Origin of the sequence: Pseudomonas sp. NY5710, from assembly GCF_013305665.1 — a bacterium.
GTDB lineage: Bacteria > Pseudomonadota > Gammaproteobacteria > Pseudomonadales > Pseudomonadaceae > Aquipseudomonas > Aquipseudomonas juntendi.
Genome location: NZ_CP045554.1, coordinates 3,624,011 through 3,644,831 on the forward strand (window position 1 = coordinate 3,624,011; position 20,821 = coordinate 3,644,831).

General features: G+C 64.0%; 16 protein-coding genes. 13 read left to right on the forward strand and 3 right to left on the reverse strand.

Annotated features, from left to right (window positions below; all coding sequences use genetic code 11):
- Nucleotides 1-12: 12 nt before the first annotated feature.
- The 8 genes from GEV39_RS16700 (at nucleotide 13) to dacB (ending at nucleotide 9,097) form a co-directional block, all read left to right on the forward strand.
- On the forward strand, nucleotides 13-327 hold the full coding sequence (locus tag GEV39_RS16700) for an ElaB/YgaM/YqjD family protein (protein WP_173890549.1): 315 nt from the start codon (nucleotides 13-15) through the stop codon (nucleotides 325-327).
- A gap of 9 nt (nucleotides 328-336) precedes the next feature.
- A complete protein-coding gene (locus GEV39_RS16705) occupies nucleotides 337-711 on the forward strand; it encodes a phage holin family protein (RefSeq protein ID WP_173890551.1) in 375 nt (124 codons plus the stop codon).
- Nucleotides 708-1,037 carry a hypothetical protein gene (locus GEV39_RS16710; RefSeq protein WP_173890553.1) on the forward strand — a complete coding sequence of 110 codons (330 nt, stop codon included), beginning with the start codon at nucleotides 708-710 and terminating at the stop codon, nucleotides 1,035-1,037. Before GEV39_RS16705 ends, GEV39_RS16710 begins: the two co-directional genes overlap by 4 nt.
- A 156-nt stretch (nucleotides 1,038-1,193) precedes the next feature.
- Nucleotides 1,194-2,525, forward strand: a complete 1,332-nt coding sequence (locus GEV39_RS16715) for a deoxyguanosinetriphosphate triphosphohydrolase (RefSeq protein ID WP_173890555.1) — start codon at nucleotides 1,194-1,196, stop codon at nucleotides 2,523-2,525.
- A gap of 283 nt (nucleotides 2,526-2,808) precedes the next feature.
- The gene (locus GEV39_RS16720; protein WP_173890557.1) at nucleotides 2,809-3,426 is read left to right on the forward strand and encodes a response regulator transcription factor; all 618 of its coding nucleotides are present in this window, start codon (nucleotides 2,809-2,811) and stop codon (nucleotides 3,424-3,426) included.
- Between the two features lie 8 nt (nucleotides 3,427-3,434).
- Nucleotides 3,435-7,067 carry an ATP-binding protein gene (locus GEV39_RS16725; protein ID WP_173890559.1) on the forward strand — a complete coding sequence of 1,211 codons (3,633 nt, stop codon included), beginning with the start codon at nucleotides 3,435-3,437 and terminating at the stop codon, nucleotides 7,065-7,067.
- Between the two features lie 41 nt (nucleotides 7,068-7,108).
- Nucleotides 7,109-7,453: a YggL family protein gene (locus GEV39_RS16730; RefSeq protein WP_009684007.1), complete on the forward strand. Its 345-nt coding sequence runs from the start codon at nucleotides 7,109-7,111 to the stop codon at nucleotides 7,451-7,453.
- Between the two features lie 186 nt (nucleotides 7,454-7,639).
- Nucleotides 7,640-9,097, forward strand: coding sequence for a D-alanyl-D-alanine carboxypeptidase/D-alanyl-D-alanine endopeptidase (gene dacB / locus GEV39_RS16735; RefSeq protein ID WP_173890561.1), 1,458 nt, complete (start codon nucleotides 7,640-7,642; stop codon nucleotides 9,095-9,097).
- 75 nt (nucleotides 9,098-9,172) lie between these two features.
- Here the strand turns inward: dacB and GEV39_RS16740 are convergent, their stop codons facing one another.
- Together GEV39_RS16740 and rlmKL are read right to left on the reverse strand one after the other, a co-directional pair.
- Entirely contained in the window at nucleotides 9,173-11,563 is a 2,391-nt protein-coding gene (locus GEV39_RS16740) for a sensor domain-containing diguanylate cyclase (RefSeq protein ID WP_173890563.1), read from the reverse strand.
- 94 nt (nucleotides 11,564-11,657) lie between these two features.
- Entirely contained in the window at nucleotides 11,658-13,850 is a 2,193-nt protein-coding gene (gene rlmKL, locus GEV39_RS16745) for a bifunctional 23S rRNA (guanine(2069)-N(7))-methyltransferase RlmK/23S rRNA (guanine(2445)-N(2))-methyltransferase RlmL (RefSeq protein WP_173890565.1), read from the reverse strand.
- A gap of 559 nt (nucleotides 13,851-14,409) precedes the next feature.
- Here rlmKL and rmf point away from each other — a divergent pair.
- Entirely contained in the window at nucleotides 14,410-14,625 is a 216-nt protein-coding gene (gene rmf / locus GEV39_RS16750; RefSeq protein WP_003248687.1) for a ribosome modulation factor, read from the forward strand.
- Between the two features lie 109 nt (nucleotides 14,626-14,734).
- Here the strand turns inward: rmf and GEV39_RS16755 are convergent, their stop codons facing one another.
- Complete coding sequence (locus tag GEV39_RS16755) at nucleotides 14,735-15,757, reverse strand: quinone-dependent dihydroorotate dehydrogenase (RefSeq protein ID WP_173890567.1); 1,023 nt, start codon at nucleotides 15,755-15,757, stop codon at nucleotides 14,735-14,737.
- A 158-nt stretch (nucleotides 15,758-15,915) separates the two neighbouring features.
- Between GEV39_RS16755 and GEV39_RS16760 the strand changes: the two genes are divergently transcribed.
- The 4 genes from GEV39_RS16760 (at nucleotide 15,916) to GEV39_RS16775 (ending at nucleotide 20,800) form a co-directional block, all read left to right on the forward strand.
- The gene (locus GEV39_RS16760) at nucleotides 15,916-17,130 is read left to right on the forward strand and encodes a CmpA/NrtA family ABC transporter substrate-binding protein (protein ID WP_173890569.1); all 1,215 of its coding nucleotides are present in this window, start codon (nucleotides 15,916-15,918) and stop codon (nucleotides 17,128-17,130) included.
- Between the two features lie 12 nt (nucleotides 17,131-17,142).
- Entirely contained in the window at nucleotides 17,143-17,718 is a 576-nt protein-coding gene (locus GEV39_RS16765; protein ID WP_009684013.1) for an ANTAR domain-containing response regulator, read from the forward strand.
- Nucleotides 17,719-17,908: 190 nt separating this feature from the next.
- Nucleotides 17,909-19,120, forward strand: a complete 1,212-nt coding sequence (locus GEV39_RS16770) for a nitrate/nitrite transporter (protein ID WP_173890571.1) — start codon at nucleotides 17,909-17,911, stop codon at nucleotides 19,118-19,120.
- A gap of 9 nt (nucleotides 19,121-19,129) precedes the next feature.
- Complete coding sequence (locus GEV39_RS16775) at nucleotides 19,130-20,800, forward strand: bifunctional protein-serine/threonine kinase/phosphatase (protein WP_173890573.1); 1,671 nt, start codon at nucleotides 19,130-19,132, stop codon at nucleotides 20,798-20,800.
- Nucleotides 20,801-20,821: the final 21 nt, after the last annotated feature.

A 20,821-nucleotide genomic window follows, 5' to 3' on the forward strand; every position in this document is an offset into this window, starting at 1 on the left:
AGGGAGAGACACATGGCCAGCAATTCGGCAAAGACTGCACAAGAGATATTGATGGCTGACTTCCAAGCTTTGGTGCGCGACACCGAAAAGCTGCTGGCCGATACCGCCAACCTGGCCGGCGACCAGGCCGAGGAGTTGCGCGGGCAGATTCACGAGCGCCTGGCCCAGGCACGCGAAGCCCTGCAGTTGACCCAGGAGTCGGTACGCGACCGCGGCCAGGCTGCGCTGGGCAGCGCCGAGCAGTACGTACAGGAAAACCCATGGCAGGCCATCGGCATCGCTGCCGGCGTGGGCCTGTTGATCGGCCTGCTGGCCAACCGGCGTTAAGGGGTTCCCATGGAGAACGAAGCCAACGGCGCCGGCGCATCGGGCAAGCGCCTGGGCGCAGCCGCGCTGGGGCTGCTGCACAGCCATATCGAGCTGTTCGGTATCGAGCTGCAGGAGCAGAAAGGCCGCACGCTAAAGTTGCTGTTGTTCGCCGGCCTGGCACTGGTATTCGCCCTGCTGCTGCTTACCGCCCTGTCGGGCTTGCTGCTGGTGCTGCTGTGGGATAGCTATCGCCTTGCCGGCATCATCGGCCTGTGCGTGTTCTATAGCTTGGCCGCACTGTATTGCGGTGTACGGTTGAAGGCAGCGGTGTTCGACGAGTCATCCCCCTTCAACGCTACCCTCGAAGAACTCGCCAAGGACCGGGAGCGCTTGTTGCCATGAACCTGCCACAACTGCCGAACACACGAAACCCACGCGAGCTGCGCAAGGCATTGCTGCGCCTGCGCATGGAAATGCACCGCCAGGAGATCCGCCACGAATCCGGGCAACTGCTGGCACCGTTGCAGCGCATGCGCGGCATGGGCAGCTCGCTGCACGACGGCTTGGGCATCAAGCGCGCGCCGCTGTGGGGCATTGGCGCTGTGGTAGCACTGGGCTTCATGACCGGCAAGGGCGTGCGCAGCGGCAATCTGGGCAGGCTTGTGCGCCTGGGCACCAGCCTGCTGCCGCTGGTGCGCCTGTACCTGCAAGGTAGCCGCCGCCCCTAAGGGGGGTGAATGGGTACAGGCTCACCCGCGAACGCATCGGTGGCGTCACCGGCCGTTCGTGGGTAATCCATGCCTGCGCCCAGCGTTGCCCCTGCCACTTGCGCGCATGCACAGCACACCAGAAGCTATAGCCTTTGACCCCCTGGAGAACGCGCCTTGGACTGGCACACCCTGCTCACCCGCGAACGTCTGGGCAAAGCCCTGTATAGCGCTGAAGAACTGGGGCGCAGCCCCTTCCACAAAGACCACGACCGCATCATTTTCTCGGGCGCCTTTCGCCGCCTGGGGCGCAAGACCCAAGTGCACCCCGTCACCAGTAACGATCACATTCACACGCGCCTGACCCATTCGCTGGAAGTCAGTTGCGTGGGGCGTTCGCTGGGCATGCGCGTGGGGGAAACCCTGCGCGAAAGCTTGCCAGACTGGTGCGCGCCCAGCGACCTGGGGATGATCGTGCAGTCGGCTTGCCTGGCCCACGACATCGGCAACCCGCCATTCGGCCATTCTGGCGAAGACGCCATACGTCACTGGTTCCAGCAGGCGGCCGGGCGCGGTTGGCTGGACGATATGGGTGATGACGAGCGTGCCGACTTCCTCAATTTCGAGGGCAATGCGCAAGGTTTTCGCGTGCTTACGCAGCTGGAGTACCACCAGTTCGACGGCGGCACCCGGTTGACCTATGCCACCCTTGGCACCTACCTCAAATACCCCTGGAGCGCCCGCCATGCCGACGCCCTGGGCTACAAGAAGCACAAGTTCGGCAGCTACCAGAGCGAGCTGCTACTGCTGGAACAGATCGCCCGCAAGCTGGGCCTGCCACAGCTGGAGCACCAGCGCTGGGCGCGCCACCCGTTGGTGTACCTGATGGAAGCGGCCGATGACATCTGCTACGCGCTGATCGACTTGGAAGACGGCCTGGAGATGGACTTGCTGCAATACGGCGAAGTCGAAGCCTTGTTGCTCGACCTGGTCGGCGACGATCTGCCGGAAACCTATCGCCAGCTGGGCCCCGGCGGTTCTCGCCGGCGCAAGCTGGCCATCCTGCGTGGCAAGGCCATCGAGCACTTGACCAACGCTGCCGCCCAAGCTTTTGTCGAGCAGCAGCAAGCGTTGCTGGCCGGGCAACTGCCAGGCGACCTGGTCGAACACATGCACGGCCCGGCCAAGCGCTGCGTGCTGCAGGCCAAAGACATGGCGCGCAACAAGATCTTTCAGGACAAGCGCAAGACCCTGCACGAAATCGGCGCCTACACCACACTGGAAATCCTGCTGAATACCTTCTGCGGCGCGGCGCTCGAACAACACGGCGGGCGCACGCCATCGTTCAAGAGCCGACGGGTCATGGACCTGCTCGGCAACAGTGCACCAGACCCACACGGCTCGCTGTACAACGCGTTCCTGCGCATGATCGACTTCATCGCCGGCATGACCGACAGCTACGCCAGCGAAATGGCCAGGGAAATGACCGGGCGCTCGGGCCCGGGCTGAGGCATGGCGGTGCAGACCGGCCAGCGTGCCGGTGCTGTACCTGTGTTAAAGGAAACTTCCTACATATACCGAGGGCAAATTAAACAACACGTTTAATTTGCCAACGAAAAGTTACCAAATGCACTTTGACATTGCGGCGCGCACGATTATCTCGTAGCCGGTTTTGCTTTATCTTGTAAGCCATTTCCCATATAGGGCTAACAGCCCTTCCTTGCATGCCCGTCGACTTCCAACTGCGATAAGGTGCCACCTGTCACCCCAATTGACCGCAGGCAAGTTGAACATGCATTCCATATTTATTGTTGACGATCATCCGGTCATCCGCCTTGCCGTCCGCATGCTGCTGGAAAACCAGAATTACAAGATTGTCGGTGAATCGGACAATGGCGTGGACGCGATGCAGATGATCCGCGAGAGCCACCCCGACCTGGTCATCCTCGACATCAGCATCCCCAAGCTAGACGGGCTGGAAGTGCTTGCGCGCTTCCAGGCCATGGCGCTGCCCATGAAAGTGCTGGTGCTGACTGCCCAGGCCCCGGCGTTGTTTGCCGTGCGCTGCATGCACTCGGGTGCTGCCGGTTATGTGTGCAAGCAGGAGGACCTTGGTGAACTGCTCAGTGCAATCAAGGCCGTGCTGGCCGGTTACAACTACTTCCCCAGCCAGGCAATAAAGCATGACCAGGCAACCACGAGCGACCTGCAACTTTTCCGCCAGGTAAATGATCGCGAACTGATGGTACTGCAACTCTTCGCCCAAGGGCGCAGCAACAAGGAAATTGCCAAGGGCATGTTCCTCAGCAGCAAGACCGTGAGCACTTACAAGAAGCGCCTCATGCAAAAGCTGCAGGTCAGTACGTTGGTCGACCTGATCGAGATGGCCAAGCGCAACGCATTGGTCTGAGCATGGTCATGGCCCGCCCTTTCGCCCGCTTGCTGCTCGCGCTGCTGCTATTCAGCAGCGCGGCACTGGCCACCCACCACGAAACTGCATCGTACACGCTCCTGCCGCGTTCATCGGCTATGCCAGCGCCACCGGAACTCAACGCCGAGCAACGGCAATGGCTTGCAGGGCGCCAGGAACTGGTGCTGGGAACCTCGGCCCCTGACTACCCGCCGTTCGACATCACCAGTGGCGGCCGTGACTACCAGGGGCTTACCGCCGAATATGCAAACCTGATCGGCACGGCCCTGGAGCTGCCGGTCCGGGTGCTGCGTTTTCCCAGCCGGCAGGCCGCTTTGGAAGCACTCCGGCAAGGCGACATCGACCTGCTGGGCAGCGCCAATGGCTACGAAGCGGCCAGCGGCGGCCTGGCCTTGTCGCACCCCTATGCCGTGGACCAGCCGGTGCTGGTCACACGCGAAGACGAAACGCGGGCACTGGACACGGGCCTGGCCGGCATGCGCCTGGGCATGCTCTATCACTACCTGCCCGAGGCAGAACTGCTCAACGCCTACCCCGATGCCGAGCTGCTGACGTTCGAGTCCTCCAGCCAGGCGTTGAATGCCGTAGCGTTCGGCCAGGCCGATGTGTTCATCGGCGACACCATTTCCACCCACTACCAGCTCAACCGCGGCCACCTGCCACGCCTGCGCATGGCCAACTTCGGCAAGCATGAAGCCATCGGCTTTGGCTTTGCCCTGCGCCAGCAGGACACCGTACTGAGGGAACTGGTCGATACCGTCCTCGATAGCCAGCCCCCCGCCATGCGCGCCAGTATCTTCAAACGCTGGAGCGCCGGCAGCGACCTGCTGTTGACCGACCGCAACCTGCAATTGAGCGAAACGGAGCAACAATGGCTGCAACAGCACCCTGTGATGCGTGTGGCCATCGACGATACCGCTGCGCCCTTGTCCTACTTCGATGGCTCGGGGCACTTTCGCGGCATCACGGCCGACCTGCTGGAGCTCATTCGCCTGCGCACTGGCTTGCGCTTCGAGGTGCAGCGGGCCAGTGGCATCGCCGACATGATCGCCCGCTTGAAGGATGGCCGCGCCGACGTGATCGCCGCCCTGGCCATCGCCGGGTTGGTCGACAAGGACCTGCAGATCAGCCGGCCGTACCTGGAAAGCGCCTATGTTCTGGTCAGCCGCAAGGACAAACCGGCCCCAGGGTCCCTGGAACAGTTGCAGGGCCACCGCATCGCCTTTACCCGCCACAGCGCCCTGCATGCCACGTTGCCGCAGCATTATCCGCACATCGGCTGGGTCGAGAGCGCCAGCGCGTTCTACTCCATGGCGTTACTCAACAGCGGCGCAGTCGATGCGGTGATCACCACCCTTATCGATGCCAACCACGCCCTGGCCAGCAACCCCGACCTGGTCATCCGCACCTCGGTCGGCGGGGAGCCCGCCAACTACGCCATGGCCACCAACGCGTCTTCACCGGCACTGGCCTCGATCCTCGACAAGGCCCTGCAGAGCATTTCGCCCGAGGAACTGGGGGTCATCAACAACCGCTGGCGCAGCTTTGGCCCGCACGAAGACAGCAAAAGCCAGAGCTACCGCCGGCTGGCGCTGCAGGTGGTATTGGCCACGGCGGTGCTGCTTCTGCTGGCGTTGCTCTGGAACGCCCGCCTGCGCTTGCAGATCCGCCAGCGCCAGCGCGCCGAAAGGGCGCTGAACGACCAACTGGCATTCATGCGCGCACTGCTCAACGGCACCCCTCACCCTATGTACGTGCGCGACCGCGATGGCCGCTTGCAAAGCTGCAACTACAGCTACCTGGAGGCGGTGCAGGCCCGCTCCGAGCAGGTTATCGGCAAACAGCTGAGCGCCAGCCTGTTCGCTGACGCCGAACAGACCCGGCAAATCCAGGCTGATTACCACAAAGTGATGGCTGCCGGCTCCCCCCTGATCATGGACCGCCCGTTGCGGATCAAGGGCCGGGAGATGACCATCTACCACTGGATCCTGCCCTACCGTGATTCGCTGGGTGAGGTGCAGGGCATCATCGGCGGCTGGATCGACATCAGCGACCGCCGCCAGCTGGTCACGGAACTGCGCCAGGCCAAGCAGCAGGCCGACGATGCCAACCGCGCCAAAAGCACCTTCCTGGCCACCATCAGCCACGAAATCCGCACCCCCATGAATGCGGTCATCGGCATGCTCGAACTGGCGGTCAAACGCGCCGATCAAGGGTGGGTGGACCGCAGCGCGCTGGCCTTGGCGCACCATTCGGCCAAAGACCTGCTGGGCCTGATCGGTGACATTCTCGATATCGTGCGCATCGAATCCGGGCATCTGTCGCTGGCCCCCGAGGTGGTCGACCTGGCAGCCTTGGTCGAGTCGGTGGGGCGCATGTTCGATGGCCAGGCACGGCAAAAAGGCCTGGCGCTGGAAGTGATCATCGATCCGGCCGCACGTTGCCACGCGTTGCTCGACCCCCTGCGTTTCAAGCAGGTGCTGTCCAACCTGGTGAGCAACGCCATCAAGTTCACCGAGCATGGCCAGGTACGCATCTGCGTCAGCCTGCTGGACGAACGCCCTGGCAGGCCTGCAATGCTGGACCTGGAGGTGCGCGACAGTGGTATCGGTATCCCTGCCAAAGACTTGGAGCGCCTGTTCAACCCGTTCATCCAGGCCAACCCTCACAGCCAGGGTGCCCGTGCGGGCACCGGGCTCGGTCTGGCCATCTGCCGCAACCTGTGCGACATGATGGGGGGCAGCCTGACCATCAAAAGCCTGGAGGACGTCGGCACCCAGGTGCGCCTGAAGATGCCGTTGCAACGGGTCGATGCTGCAGCGCAACCCGCCCAGTTGCCGGAATGCCTGGACGCTCCCGACCCCGGTCTGCGCGTGCTTGTGATCGACGATCACCCGGCCAACCTGGAACTGATGGCGCAGCAGCTCGGTTATCTGGGCCTGCAGCATGCCAGCGCCAGGGATGGCCGGGAAGGCCTGGCCGCCTGGCGCGCAGGTGATTTCGACGTGCTGGTGCTGGACTGCAACATGCCGCACATGAACGGCTACCAGCTGGCAACCGCCGTGCGCACCGAAGAACGCCATGGCCAGCGGCCGCGCTGCACCATCCTGGGTTATACCGCCAACGCCCAGCCAGAGGTGCGTCGCAAGTGCCTGAGCGCCGGCATGGACGACTGCCTGCTCAAGCCCATCAGCCTGAGTACGCTCAGCCAGTGCCTGGCGGGCATTCGCCCGCGCCGCCAGCAATGCCCCCCGGGCAGGTTGTACGAACTGGACGGCCTGGCGGCCGTGACCGGCCCAGCACCCGACGACCGTCAGCGTTTTCTGCAAGCGCTACTGCAGAGCCTGCAGGCCGACCTGCTCAGCTTGATGGCGCTGGACCCACAGCACGACAGCACGGCCATCTCCGACCAGGCCCACAAGGTGCTGAGCGCCGCGCGTATGCTCAAGGCACCCGCCCTGATGGCGGCATGCGAAGCGCTTGAAGCCGGCACCCTTACCACTGCCCAGCTACGCTTGAAGCGCCAGGCACTGGCACGCCACATGCGCCGGGTGGAGCGCGCCCTGGCCAGGGAGTTGGCGCCAACCGCCGACACTCAGGCAGGCAGCCACGCGTGTTAACTGGTAGACTGCGCGGCGTTATTACCTAAGAGGATTGTTTCATGGCCACAAACCGCTCCCGTCGTCTGCGCAAGAAGCTGTGTGTCGACGAGTTTCAGGAATTGGGCTTCGAGCTGAACCTGGAATTCAAGGAAGATCTGGATGACCAGGCAATCGATGCTTTCCTCGACGCGTTCCTGGCTGAAGCCATGGACGCCAACGGCCTGGATTATGTAGGCGGTGACGATTACGGCCTGGTTTGCTCGGTCAAACGCGGTTCGGTCAGCGAAGAGCAACGCGCCGCCGTCGAAGCCTGGCTCAAAGGCCGCAGCGAACTGACCAAAATCGAAGTCAGCCCGTTGCTGGACGCCTGGTACCCGGAAAAGCCGATCAACAAGGCTGAGTAACCCTCAGCCCGGTTCGATCGAAGAAAGGCCACCTCTCGAGGTGGCCTTTTTATTGGCGATGGTTTTCCGTCGAACGTGGCGCATCGTCGCTACGCTTGGGGCATAATGCGGTTTCTTTAGCTCGTGGGGCCATCATCGCTTACAGCCCCAATGTCCTTTTCCCTCGCTGCAGGGTATTTGCTCACCATGATCAAAACGCTTCGTCCCCTCGTACTTGCCGGCCTGCTATTGCCCTTCGCCTTGCCCAGCCAAGCCGCAGCCGTCAACACCACCTTGCCTGCCAAAGTGCAGCAGGCGCTCAAAGCCAACAAACTGCAAGACACCGCGCTGTCGCTGGTCATGCTGCCCCTGGATGGCCCCGGTGTTCCCACCGTGTTCAATGCCGACGTGTCGGTGAACCCGGCCTCGACCATGAAACTGGTCACCACCTACGCAGCCCTCGAGCTGCTTGGCCCGACCTTTCAGTGGAAGACCGAGTTCTACACCGACGGCACCCTGAGCAACGGGGTGCTCAACGGCAACCTTTACCTCAAAGGCGGCGGTGACCCCAAGCTGAACATGGAAAAGCTGTGGCTGCTGATGCGGGATCTGCGCGCCAATGGTGTGCGCACTGTCACCGGTGACCTGGTACTGGACCGCAGCCACTTCGTGCAACCCAACCTGCCCCAGTTCAACGACGACGGCGGTGACGAAAACAAGCCGTTCCTGGTCAAGCCCGACTCGCTGCTGGTCAACCTCAAGGCCCTGCGCTTTGTAGCCCGCAACGATGGCGGCAAGGTCACCATTGCGGTGGAGCCACCGATTGCCAGCATCCGCATCGACAACCAGGTCAAGCCTGTGGCCTCGAAACAATGCAGCGGCGATGTGCGCTACAACCCAGTGCCTCAGGCCAACGGCATCAGTGTGACGGTCAGCGGCCAACTGGGTGACGGTTGCAACTCGCAGACTTACCTGGCCCTGCTTGACCACCCGACCTACGCGGCCGGTGCCGTGCGTGCCATCTGGAACGAGCTGGGCGGCACCATCCAGGGCGGCGACCGCATCGAGAACGTGCCCAAGAGTGCCCGCCTGCTGGCCCGTGCCTTCTCCCCAGACCTGGTCGAAGTGATCCGCGACATCAACAAGTACAGCAACAACACCATGGCCCAGCAGTTGTTCCTGAGCCTTGGCGCACAGTTCCGCACCGATGCCGATGGCGACGATGCGCGTGCCGCACAGCGCGTGGTACGCCAGTGGCTGGCAAAAAAAGGCATTACCGCGCCGCACCTGGTAATGGAAAACGGTTCAGGCCTGTCGCGAGCCGAGCGAGTCAGCACCCGGGAAATGGCCGAGATGCTGCAGGCGGCCTGGAAGAGCCCCTACGCTGCCGAATACATGAGTTCGATGCCGCTGGTGGGCATGGATGGCACCATGCGCAAACGCCTCAAGCGCACCGCCATGGCCGGTGAAGGGCACATCAAGACCGGCACCCTGAACACGGTCCGCGCAATAGCCGGTTTCAGCCGCGACAGCAACGGCCACACCTGGGCGGTGGCGGCGATCCTCAACGACCCGAAACCATGGGGTGCCTCGCAGGTACTGGACCAGGTGCTGCTGGACCTGTACCGCCAGCCGAAACTGGCCGGCAGCACCGCTGCCAATTGATGCATTGAGCGCCGCCGGCGCGGCGCTCGATCTCACAGGCGCTGAAGATGCAGTGACCAGCACCTGGCAGCGCGGTCAGGTCGACTCGCCCTCTACCCGGTCCCGCCCGGCCTGCTTGGCCGCATAAACCCCGGCATCGGCGCGCAACAGCAATGCATCGGCGCCCTCCCCCCGCCGCCACCCGGCCACGCCGAAACTCGCGGTCACTTGGCCCACGCCGTCTACTGGGTCATTGCGCACGCCTTGCCAAAGCTCCAGCGCCAGCACACGCGCCTGCTCGGCATCACTGCCCGGGCACAGCACCATGAACTCCTCCCCGCCCAGCCTGCAGAACACATCGGTCCGCCGTAAGCGCTGGCCGATGCGCTGGCACAGGCTACGCAGCACCCGGTCACCGACCGCATGGCCGAAACGGTCGTTGATGCGCTTGAAGTGATCAATGTCGAGCATGATCACGGCCAGCGCCTGGCCACCTCGCAGGGCACGCTCCAACTCGTTTTTCAGCCGTTCCTGGAAGTAACGGCGGTTATGGATGCCGGTCAGTGAATCGGTCACCGACAGCCTGCGCAACTCGTGTTCCACGCCCTTGAGATCGGAAATATCGGTCAGATAGCCATGCCACAAGGTGCAGCCCTGCTCGCCCACTTCCGGCGTTGCCTCGCCACGCACCCAGCGCAAGCCCGCCTGGGGCAGGCACACGCGGTACTCCTCGCGCCACGGCGTCAGGTGTTCGGCCGAATAACGCACCGAGCGGCTCACCCGCTCCAGGTCATCAGGGTGAATGCGTTCGTACACTGCGGCGGCATCTTCGCGCAGCTGCTGCAGGTCAAGCTCATAAATGTCGTACAGCCCCTTGCTGGCATAGGGGAAACACGAATGGCCGTTGGCATCCAGCCTGTACTGGTAGATGCCGCCCGGTACTTCGGCACTGAGTTTTTCCAGCAACCGGTCACGCGCAGCCAATGCCTCGTGCACCCGACGCCGCTCGGTGACATCGATGCAGATGGCCAGGTAACCCACCCACAAGCCCTGCTCGTCCAGCATGGCGGTCACCAGCATGTTGGCTACCAGTTGGCTGCCGTCGGCGCGTACCAGGGTCCACTCACCCGGCTCGGCCCCCTGTTCGTATACCGTTTCGGCAAACAGTGCATGGCCCCCCGCAATGGCGCGGCCAAAGCGCAAACTCAAGGCGTGGGCGCGCTGGCTCAGCTCCTCGGCCAGCACCAGTTGCTCAAGACGCAGGCGGCCAATGGCTTCACTGGCCGGGTAACCGAGCATGCTTTCGGCACCGGCATTGAAGGTGCTGACCACCCCTTTGAGGTTGGTGGCGATGATGGCAACCTGGGTCGCGGCATCCAGCACGCTGCGCAGCTGATTGTGAGTGCCGCGCAGCGACTGTTCGCTGATCTGCAGCTCTTCGGTGCGCTGCGCAACCAGGGCCAAGGCCCGTTGACGCTGGCTGAACAGGCTGAACAACAGCACGCTCAGCAGCAGGCTCAGCAAATCGCCCAGGGCACCGACTGCCAGCACCGCCGAAGAACGGTTGGCCTGCAAGAATGCCAGGCTGGGGCGGATACTCAGCAGCAACTGGCGGTCCGCCAGGTGCAGCACCTGATCGCAGACCAGCGAGAGAGGCGCCACGGGGTTGTTGGAGTCGTAGAGAACTTCTGGGCCCTGCCGCCCGGACGGGTCAACCAAGCGTGTTACCAGGTTATCGTCAGGCGCCACTGGCCGGCCATCGCCGATCAGCTCGGGCATGCTCAACAAGGCCAGCACATAGCCCGCTGCAGCGCCGTGGGTCGCGGCAACGGCGAACACCGGCGCGACCATCAACAGGCCGCCCGCGCCCTGTTCGCTGGCATTCAACTTGAGCGGCTGGGACACCGCCATGCTTCCCGGCACCAGCGCCCGCGCAAGCACGGCCCGGGCCGCATCCTGCGCGGCCAGGTCGAGACCATAAGGCAGCCCCGGCGAGGTGCCTGATGCGTTATAGAGCACGGGAAAATACAGGTCGCGCGCGGGAGCGCGGCGCCATTGCCCCTGTTCGTCCTGATCGCGAATCACAAAGCCCGGGCCGGCAAGGGTGCTGGCCTGGCGTTCAAACACGGCGCGCTGAGCAGCCTCTACACGCGGGGCCCAAGCATAGGCCTGGGTACGGTGCAGCAGCGGCCGGGCATAACCGTCAAATTCCCGAGGGGTTATTTCGTCGGAATAGCTGAAAAACCACCGCAGCCCATCCAGGCGCTGGTGCTGTTCGGCAAAACGCTCGGCGATGCGGCCAAAGCGCTCGCCCGCCAGCAGCTCGAAGCGCTGGCGCAGCTGCTGGTTGTAAAACGACTGCGCGGCCAGGGCCAGGGCGGCCGTCAACAGGCCGCCGGCCAGCAGCGCAATCAAGGCCATCAGCCAGGCGGACATCGCCTCTGCGCGCAGGCCAAGCACCCGCGCAAGCACGCCACACTTTGACATACACCCGTCTCGTCACGTCAGCGTCCTGCGGATTATCCTGCCCTGCACTCAGTTATAGCCAATTGCCACTACCGACGCAATGTACCCCGTCGGCTCAGCGCAGCTGCAAGCGCCAGGCGCGGTGAATACGGTTGTTGCGGGCGAAATCCGGGTCCAGGGTCTGGGCCGTGATTTCCTCCACTGCGTAGCGCGCCATCAGGTGTTCGTCCAGCTGGAACTTGCGGAAGTTGTTGGAGAAATACAGCACGCCACCGGGCGCCAGGCGGGCCATGGCCAAGTCCAGCAACTGCACATGGTCACGTTGCACGTCGAACACACCTTCCATCCGTTTGGAGTTGGAGAAGGTCGGCGGGTCGATGAAGATCAGGTCGTAGCTGTCACGGTTACCCTCCAGCCAGGCCATGACATCACTCTGCTCCAGGCGATTGCGCTCGGAGTAACCATTGAGCGCCAGGTTGCGCCGCGCCCAGTCCAGGTAGGTCTTCGACAGGTCGACGCTGGTGGTGCTGCGCGCGCCGCCCTTGGCCGCGTGCACGGTGGCCGTGGCGGTGTAGCAGAACAGGTTGAGGAAGCGCTTGCCGGCTGCTTCGCGCTGAATCCGCATGCGCATCGGGCGGTGGTCGAGGAACAAGCCGGTGTCGAGGTAATCGGTGAGGTTGACCAACAACTTCACGCCGCCTTCGTTGACCTCCTGGAAACGCCCCTCGGTAGCCTGACGCTCGTACTGGCGGGTACCGCTTTGCCGCTCGCGGCGCTTGAGCACCACGCGCTGGGGAGCAATGCCCAATGCCTGCGGGATGGCCGCCAGGGCATCAAGCAGGCGCGCCTGGGCCTTGTCCGGGTCCACCGAGCGTGGTGCGGCATATTCCTGCACATGTACCCAATCGTGGTACAGATCGACTGCCAGGGCATATTCAGGCATGTCGGCATCGTACAGGCGATAGCAGTCGACCTGCTCGCGCCGGGCCCATTTGCCCAGTTGCCTGAGGTTTTTCTGCAGGCGGTTGGCAAACATCTGTGCCCCTTCCGACAGGCGGGCCGGCTCGCTGGTGACGGGCACCTGCTGGCCGACCTCACCGGTGTCGGCCGGTGCCTCGCGACGCTCACCGGTGACGAATTGGTCAGGCTGCACCTTGAACAACAGCAGCTTGCACGGCAACGCGCCGTTCCAGAACGCGTACTGCTTGTGGCTGCGAATGCCCATGCGCTTGCCCAGTTGCGGCGCACCGGTGAATACCGCAGCCTCCCAACCCATGCATGCCTGGCGCAGGCGCTCGCCAAGGTTCTGGTAGAGATACAGCAGGCTGGCTTCATCACCCAGGCGCTCGCCGTAGGGCGGGTTGCTGATGACCAGGCCTTTCTGGTTCTGGTCCGGGCGCGGCTCGAAGGTGCTGACCTCGCCCTGGTAGATTTTCACCCAGTCACCCAAGCCTGCGCGCTCCACGTTGTTACGGCCCGGCTGAATCAGCCGCGGGTCGGCCTCGTAGCCACGGATCCACAGCGGGGGTTTGGCCAGGCCAGCCTGGGCACGTGCCTGCGCTTCTTCATGCACCTTGCGCCATAGCGCCGGCACGTGGCCGAGCCAGGCGCTGAAACCCCAGCGTTCACGCTTGAGGTTGGGCGCGATATCGGCAGCAATCATGGCGGCCTCTACCAGGAACGTACCCACACCGCACATCGGGTCGGCCAGCGCACCACCTTGCGCGGCAATACGCGGCCAGCCGGAACGGATCAGCACAGCAGCCGCCAGGTTTTCCTTGAGCGGCGCGGCGCCCTGCTGCAGACGATAGCCACGCTGGTGCAAGCTGTGCCCGGACAGGTCGAGGGACAGGATCGCCTCGCCGCGCTCCAGGCGCAGGTGCACGCGAACGTCAGGATCGATCTTTTCCACCGACGGGCGCAGGCCTTCGCGGTTGCGCAGCTTGTCGACGATGGCATCCTTGACCTTCAACGCACCGAAATGGGTGTTGTCGATGCCCGAGCCATGGCCGCTGAACTCGACAGCCAGGGTGCCATCGGCCGCCAGGTGGTCCGCCCAGTCCACGGCGTGCACACCGTCATACAGGTCGTCGGCGTTCTTCATGGAAAAACGCTTGAGCACCAGCAGCACCCGGTTGGCCAGGCGCGACCAGATGCACAGGCGGTAGGCGGTCTCCATGTCGGCGGCGCCGCGGATGGCCGAGGTGTGCTCACGCACTTCGTCCAGGCCAAGGCTTTTGGCCTCTTCGGCAAGCAGGCCTTCAAGGCCTTTGGGGCAGGTGAGGTAGAGTTCGAAACGGTCCGACATGAATATTCCAGAGCCTTGGGCTATTGACTGACGAGGCGACGCATCGCCCCGCGATGTTTGCCCGCACGCCTTTCCAGCAGGCGTGCAGGTGGCCGGTTGGGCACACTCGTGTGCCGCAGCGGGCCGGGCCACCTGACAGATCTGCGCTTCGCCGGGTGGCAAAGACAGCTTAGATCATCAGGCAGTACGAAAAATTCTGGCGACGTAGAGCGCTGTGTGACCCTTCGTCGCATTTCAAATTATTTCTCTGTTCCTTGACTGACGCTGGCAAAATGACGTCAATGATCGGCAAACCCCGATCGTAGCGGGCTCAACTCTAAATAAGGTTGAGTCGCATTTCTTTACTTATCCCCACACCCTCACAAACGTTACGTCCTTATGACAAATCGATCATTCACACCGTGACTCGCATTCGATAGAACTGGTCTCAGGCCGCTTCGCAACGAGGCGGCACATTCAGCTCGCCACGCCGGCAGCGAGCGCAAACCGGCAGAAAGACTCTGCCCGGCCTCGGAGAGGCCGACGGGACATTACAGTCAACAAGTGAGGGCAACACCCTATGAGAAGACTTAAGCGTGATCCGTTGGAAAGAGCATATTCACGTGGCTACCAATACGGGGTAACCGGCAAATCCCGCGAACTTTGCCCATTCAATCTTCCTTCTGTTCGCCAAGCCTGGATCAACGGCTGGCGTGAAGGTCGCGGCGATAACTGGGACGGTATGACTGGCACCGCTGGCATCCATAGACTCAACGAAAATCACGCCGTAGGCTGATCGAGGACACTGAATTCGATTTACCATGCACGCCCCAACCGGGCGGCGGGCTTAGGCCCAGGGGCCCCTTCAAGGGGCCCTTTTTCATGCGCTGGCAAACCCCGCCAGGCTAGCGAGGCATCGCCGCGATCGCATCCACCGCTTCGCGAATCAGCGCCGGCCCCTTGTAAATGAAGCCCGAATAGATCTGCACCAGGCTCGCCCCAGCAGCGATCTTCTCGGCAGCGTGGCGCCCTTCGGTGATGCCACCGGCGGCAATGATCGGCAACTTCCCACCCAATTCACCCGCCAGCACCTTGACGATATGGGTGCTCTTCTCCAGCACCGGCGCGCCTGACAGGCCACCTGCCTCGCCCCCATAAGGCAGCGCTTCGACACCCTCACGGCCCAGCGTGGTGTTGGTGGCAATCACTGTATCCATGCCCGACTCCATCAACGCAGCCGCCACCAGGGCGGTTTCTTCGTCGCTCATGTCGGGGGCGATCTTGATCGCCAGCGGCACGCGCTTGCCATGTGCAGCAGCCAGCTGCTCACGGCGCTCGGCCAGGGCATCGAGCAGTTGCTTGAGCGAATCGCCGAACTGCAGGCTGCGCAGGCCCGGGGTGTTCGGCGAACTGACGTTGACCGTGATGTAGCTGGCAGCGGTATACACCTTGTCCAGGCAGATCAGGTAGTCGTCCACCGCGCGCTCGACCGGGGTGTCGAAGTTCTTGCCGATGTTGATACCCAGCACACCGCTGTAACGCGACGCACGAACACGGCCAAGCAGGTGATCGACACCCAGGTTGTTGAAGCCCATGCGGTTGATGATGGCGGTGGCTTGCGGCAGGCGGAACAGCCGAGGCTTGGGATTGCCCGGCTGCGGGCGCGGCGTGACGGTGCCGATTTCGACGAAACCGAAGCCCAACTGCGCAAAGCCGTCGATGGCCGCGCCATTCTTGTCCAGGCCGGCGGCCAGGCCGACCGGGTTGGCAAAGTTCAAGCCCATGACCGATACCGGCAACGCCGCCGGTTGCTTGCACAGCATGCCGTTGAGGCCAAGACGGCCACCGGCGCCGATCAGGTCCAGGGACAGGTCGTGAGAAGTTTCCGGGGAAAGCTTGAACAGCAGCTGGCGGGCCAGGGTATACATGGGCGGGCAAGGCTCAGGGTGAGTGAGGGGGCGATTATAGCTAGCGCGGCGCCGGCATGACAGCACATCGTGGGGCTGCGGAGCGAGGTGATCGCGTAAATGGCACATCGGTTGCACCCCAAGTGCCCACAGCCTTATCAGTATGGGCGAGGAACCTTGTGAACACTGCACCCCGAGCAACGCCCCTGGCCTGGGTCAACGGCAGCGACGCGCCGGAGAAACCCAGCCTCAACATCGGTTTCATGGGCCTCACCGACTGCGCCTCGGTCGTGGTCGCCGCCACCCAGGGCTTCGCCCAGCAGCACGGCCTGACCCTCAACCTTAAGCGCCAGGGCTCGTGGGCCGGCCTGCGGGACAAACTGGTCAGTGGCGAACTGGACGCCGCGCACTGCCTGTATGGGCTGGTCTACGCCGTGCACCTGGGCATCGGTGGCGTGCCGGGCAGCGACATGGCCGTGCTCATGGGGCTGAACCAGAACGCCCAGGCCATCAACCTGTCCCCAACCCTGCAACGCAAAGGCGTGACCAACCCTGAAGCACTGGCGCGGCTGGTGCACCAACATGGCCCACGGCTGACCTTTGCCCAGACCTTCCCCACGGGCACCCACGCCATGTGGCTGTATTACTGGCTGGCCAGCCAAGGCATCCACCCATTGCGTGACGTCGACAGCGTAGTCGTACCGCCTGCGCAGATGGCCGCACACATCCAGGCGGGGCGCATCGACGGCTTCTGCGTCGGCGAGCCGTGGGCCGCCGACGCGGTCGCCAAAGGCCAGGGCTTCACTCTGGCCACCAGCCAGTCGATCTGGCCCGACCACCCGGAAAAGGTCCTGGCCTGTGCCCGCGCCTTTGCCGAACAATACCCCAACAGCGCGCGCGCGTTGATCAAGGCGATCCTCGCTGCCAGCCGGTTCATCGAGCAAAGCCCGGACAACCGCCGCAGCGCCGCGCAACTGCTCAGTGGCAGCGCCTACCTGGACACCGCGCTGGCCAGCATCGAGCCACGCCTGCTGGGCCACTATCAGGACGGCCTGGGCAACCACTGGCAAGACCCGCACGCCCTGCGCCTGTTCGACCAGGGCCGAGCCAACTTCCCATACCTGTCCGACGGCATGTGGTTCATGACCCAGTTTCGCCGCTGGGGCCTGCTGCGCGAAGACCCGGATTACCACCAGGTCGCAGGCCAGGTCCAACAACTGGCGCTGTACACCGAGGCCGCCCAGAGCCTGGGCGTGGCATGCCCGGCGCACCCCATGCGCAGCAGCCTGCTGATAGACGGTGGCCGCTGGGACGGCAGCGACCCCTACGGCTATGCCCGTAGCTTCAGCCTGCATGCGTTGGGCGAGCTGCCCGACGCCCAGGTTGGCAGGTAAGGGGGGACGACCATGCTGCGCATCCTGCTGATCGACGACACCCAGAGCAAACTAGGCCGCCTCAAGGCCGCTTTGACCGAGGCCGGCTTCGACGTCACCGAAGCCCCAGGCCTGACCATCGACCTGCCCGCCTGCGTCGAAACGGTGCGCCCGGACGTGGTGCTGATCGATACCGATTCACCGGACCGCGATGTGATGGAGCATGTGGTGCTGGTCAGCCGTGACCAACCCCGACCGATCGTGCTGTTCACTGACGAACACGACCCCGGGGTGATGCGCCAGGCGATCCAGGCAGGGGTCAGTGCCTATATCGTGGAAGGTATCCATGCGGCGCGGTTGCAGCCGATTCTGGACGTGGCCATGGCTCGCTTCGAAAGCGACCAGGCCCTGCGCGCCCAGTTGCTGGCACGCGACCAGCAACTGGCTGAACGCAAGCGTATCGAGCAAGCCAAGGGCCTGCTGATGAAAATGAAAGACTGCAATGAAGAACAGGCCTACACCCTGATGCGCCGCCAGGCCATGAGCCGCCAACAGAAGCTGATCCAGGTGGCCGAGCAGATCATCGCCATGCACGAGATGCTCGGCTGAGGGGGCCGGTGCACTGCCTGGCCACCCTGCCCAGGCACAGTTGGCCCATCTCTTGCTGAACAAAACGCACCGGTAACCAACGGCGGTTGCCCCACTTAAATTCCGACAAAGACGTCGCTCACCCCTCCACAGCCGTGGAGCGGGTGGCGGCGTCTTTTTCGTTCCGTTGCATGACCGAGTGAGGTGTTCGATGAGTACCAGCTTCTGGAAGTCCGGGCATGTGCCCACGCTGTTCGCCGCGTTCCTGTACTTCGACCTCAGCTTCATGGTCTGGTACCTGCTGGGCCCGCTGGCGGTGCAGATTGCCGCCGACCTGCAATTGAGCGCACAACAGCGGGGCTTGATGGTGGCGGTGCCGATCCTGGCCGGGGCCATCCTGCGCTTTGCCATGGGCGTGCTGGTGGACCGCCTGTCGCCCAAGACCGCCGGGCTGATCGGCCAGGTAGTGGTCATCGTCGCGCTGGCCGCTGCCTGGCGCCTGGGCGTGCACAGCTATGAACAGGCACTGCTGCTGGGCTTGTTCCTCGGTTTTGCCGGCGCCTCGTTCGCCGTGTCGCTGCCACTGGCTTCGCAGTGGTACCCGCCACAGCATCAAGGCAAGGCCATGGGCATCGCCGGGGCCGGCAACTCGGGCACGGTGTTCGCGGCCCTGCTCGCCCCGGCACTGGCAGCCGGCTTTGGCTGGAACAATGTCTTCGGCTTTGCACTGCTGCCACTGTCGCTGGCGCTGGTGGTATTCGCCTTGCTGGCACGTAACGCCCCACAACGGCCCAAGCCCAAAGCCATGGCCGACTACCTCAAGGCACTGGGCGACCGCGACAGCTGGTGGTTCATGTTCTTCTACAGCGTTACGTTCGGTGGTTTCATCGGCCTGGCCAGCGCCCTGCCTGGCTACTTCAGCGATCAGTACGGCCTCAGCCCGGTCACCGCCGGCTACTACACGGCGGCCTGCGTGTTCGCCGGCAGCCTGATGCGCCCGCTCGGTGGCGCCCTGGCCGACCGCTTTGGCGGCATCCGCACGCTGCTGGGCATGTACAGCGTAGCGGCCATCTGCATTGCTGCCGTCGGCTTCAACCTGCCCTCCGCGGCCGCCGCCCTGGCCCTGTTCGTCAGCGCCATGCTCGGCCTGGGTGCCGGCAATGGCGCAGTGTTCCAACTGGTGCCGCAACGCTTCCGCCAGGAAATCGGCGTGATGACCGGGCTGATCGGCATGGCCGGTGGTATGGGGGGCTTCCTGCTGGCGGCGGGGCTGGGCACCATCAAGCAGCACACTGGCGATTACCAACTGGGGTTGTGGCTGTTCGCCAGCCTGGGCCTGCTGGCCTGGTTCGGCCTGCACGGCGTGAAACAACGCTGGCGCACCACCTGGGGCTCGGCGGCCGTGACCGCAGCGCGGGTCTGAGGCACACCCATGAGCCTGCAACTGAGCTTTGCCCAGGCCAGTGCCACCGGGCCACGCGCGGAAAACCAGGATGCCTTGCGCCTGGTCACCCCGGCGCCCGAACTGGCCGCCAGCAAGGGCTACCTGTTCGCCCTGGCCGACGGGGTCAGCCAATGTGCCGACGGTGGCCTTGCCGCGCGGGCCAGCCTGCAGGCGCTGGCCCTGGACTACTACGCCACGCCGGCCACCTGGGGCGTGGCCCAAGCCCTCGACCGCCTGCTGCTGGCACAGAACCGCTGGCTGCGCGCCCAAGGGAATGGTCAGCCGTTGCTGACCACCCTCAGCGCACTGGTGCTGCGTGGGCGGCGCTTCACCCTGGCCCACGTAGGCGACTGCCGGGTGTATCGTTGGCACGCCGGCCAGCTGCAGTGCCTGAGCGAAGACCATGTCTGGGACCAGCCCGGCATGCAGCATGTACTCAAACGCGCGCTGGGCCTGGACCAGCATCTGCTGGTGGATTACCTGGAAGGCGAATTGCAGCCGGGTGAATGTTATCTGCTGGTCAGCGACGGTGTCTTGGCCAGCCTGGGCGACCAGCACATCCAGGCGGTGCTGCGCGAGCAACCCGACCTGCAGCTGGCCGTGGACACGTTGGTTGCCAGCGCCCACCTCAACGGTAGCCAGGATAACGCCAGCGCCATGCTCGTGCAGGTCGACCAACTGGGCACGGCGAACCTTGGCGACACGTTGGCGCAACTGCAGCACTGGCCTGTGCCCGAGCCATTACGGCCAGGCCTTTTGATCGATGGCTGGCAGGTCGAACAACTGCGCGCGCACAGCCGTCAGTCATTGTTGTACCGGGTGCGCGATGGCCAAGGCCAGGCGTGGCTGCTCAAGACCTTGCCGCCCGAGCGGCGGCAGGAGCCTGGTGCGGCGCAGGCCCTGCTGCTCGAAGAGTGGTTCATGCGCAGGGTCGCCGGCCGGCACTTCCCCGAGCTGCACGCCTGTAGCCAGCGCCAGCAGTTGTACTACGTGATGCGCGAATACCCTGGCCAGAGCCTGGCCGCGCTGCTGGCCGAAAATGGCCCACTGCCGTTGGCCCAGTGGCTGGAGCTCGCCCGGCAGTTGCTACAGGCGGTGGGGGTGCTGCACCGGCGCAACCTGCTGCACCGCGACATCAAGCCCGACAACCTGCACCTGGGCTGCGATGGCCAGTTGCGCCTGCTGGACTTCGGCCTGGCGTACTGCCCCGGGCTCTGCGAAGACCCGCAACATGCCTTGCCCGGCACCCCGTCCTACATCGCCCCGGAAGCCTTTGACGGCCTGCCGCCCAGCCCACGCCAGGACCTGTATGCCGCAGGCGTGACGCTGTATCACCTGCTGACCGGGCACTACCCGTACGGGGAAGTGGAAGCTTTTCAGCGGCCACGCTTCGGCCAACCGGTCAACCCTGCGCGCTACCGGCCCGACCTGCCGGAGTGGCTGCAGCACCACCTGCAGCAGGCCGTGGCCGCCGACCCGGCGCAGCGCTTCGAAACCGCCGAACACTGGTTGCTGCTGCTCGAACGGGGCGACCGCCAGGAATTGCCCGGGCGGCCACGGCCATTGCTGGAGCGCGAGCCACTGAAAGTCTGGCGCACCCTGGCCGTGCTGTCGCTACTGATCAACTTGATATTACTGCTCGCCCTGCTCAAGGGCTGAATGCAGCTTGCCAATGAGGAA

Coding starts and splice junctions, on each gene's coding strand:
- GEV39_RS16700 (WP_173890549.1), top strand. CDS start 13: ATGGCCAGCAATTCGGCAAAGACTGCACAAGAGATATTGATGGCTGAC.
- GEV39_RS16705 (WP_173890551.1), top strand. CDS start 337: ATGGAGAACGAAGCCAACGGCGCCGGCGCATCGGGCAAGCGCCTGGGC.
- GEV39_RS16710 (WP_173890553.1), top strand. CDS start 708: ATGAACCTGCCACAACTGCCGAACACACGAAACCCACGCGAGCTGCGC.
- GEV39_RS16720 (WP_173890557.1), top strand. CDS start 2,809: ATGCATTCCATATTTATTGTTGACGATCATCCGGTCATCCGCCTTGCC.
- GEV39_RS16725 (WP_173890559.1), top strand. CDS start 3,435: ATGGCCCGCCCTTTCGCCCGCTTGCTGCTCGCGCTGCTGCTATTCAGC.
- GEV39_RS16730 (WP_009684007.1), top strand. CDS start 7,109: ATGGCCACAAACCGCTCCCGTCGTCTGCGCAAGAAGCTGTGTGTCGAC.
- dacB (WP_173890561.1), top strand. CDS start 7,640: ATGATCAAAACGCTTCGTCCCCTCGTACTTGCCGGCCTGCTATTGCCC.
- GEV39_RS16740 (WP_173890563.1), bottom strand. CDS start 11,563: ATGTCAAAGTGTGGCGTGCTTGCGCGGGTGCTTGGCCTGCGCGCAGAG.
- rlmKL (WP_173890565.1), bottom strand. CDS start 13,850: ATGTCGGACCGTTTCGAACTCTACCTCACCTGCCCCAAAGGCCTTGAA.
- rmf (WP_003248687.1), top strand. CDS start 14,410: ATGAGAAGACTTAAGCGTGATCCGTTGGAAAGAGCATATTCACGTGGC.
- GEV39_RS16755 (WP_173890567.1), bottom strand. CDS start 15,757: ATGTATACCCTGGCCCGCCAGCTGCTGTTCAAGCTTTCCCCGGAAACT.
- GEV39_RS16765 (WP_009684013.1), top strand. CDS start 17,143: ATGCTGCGCATCCTGCTGATCGACGACACCCAGAGCAAACTAGGCCGC.
- GEV39_RS16770 (WP_173890571.1), top strand. CDS start 17,909: ATGAGTACCAGCTTCTGGAAGTCCGGGCATGTGCCCACGCTGTTCGCC.
- GEV39_RS16775 (WP_173890573.1), top strand. CDS start 19,130: ATGAGCCTGCAACTGAGCTTTGCCCAGGCCAGTGCCACCGGGCCACGC.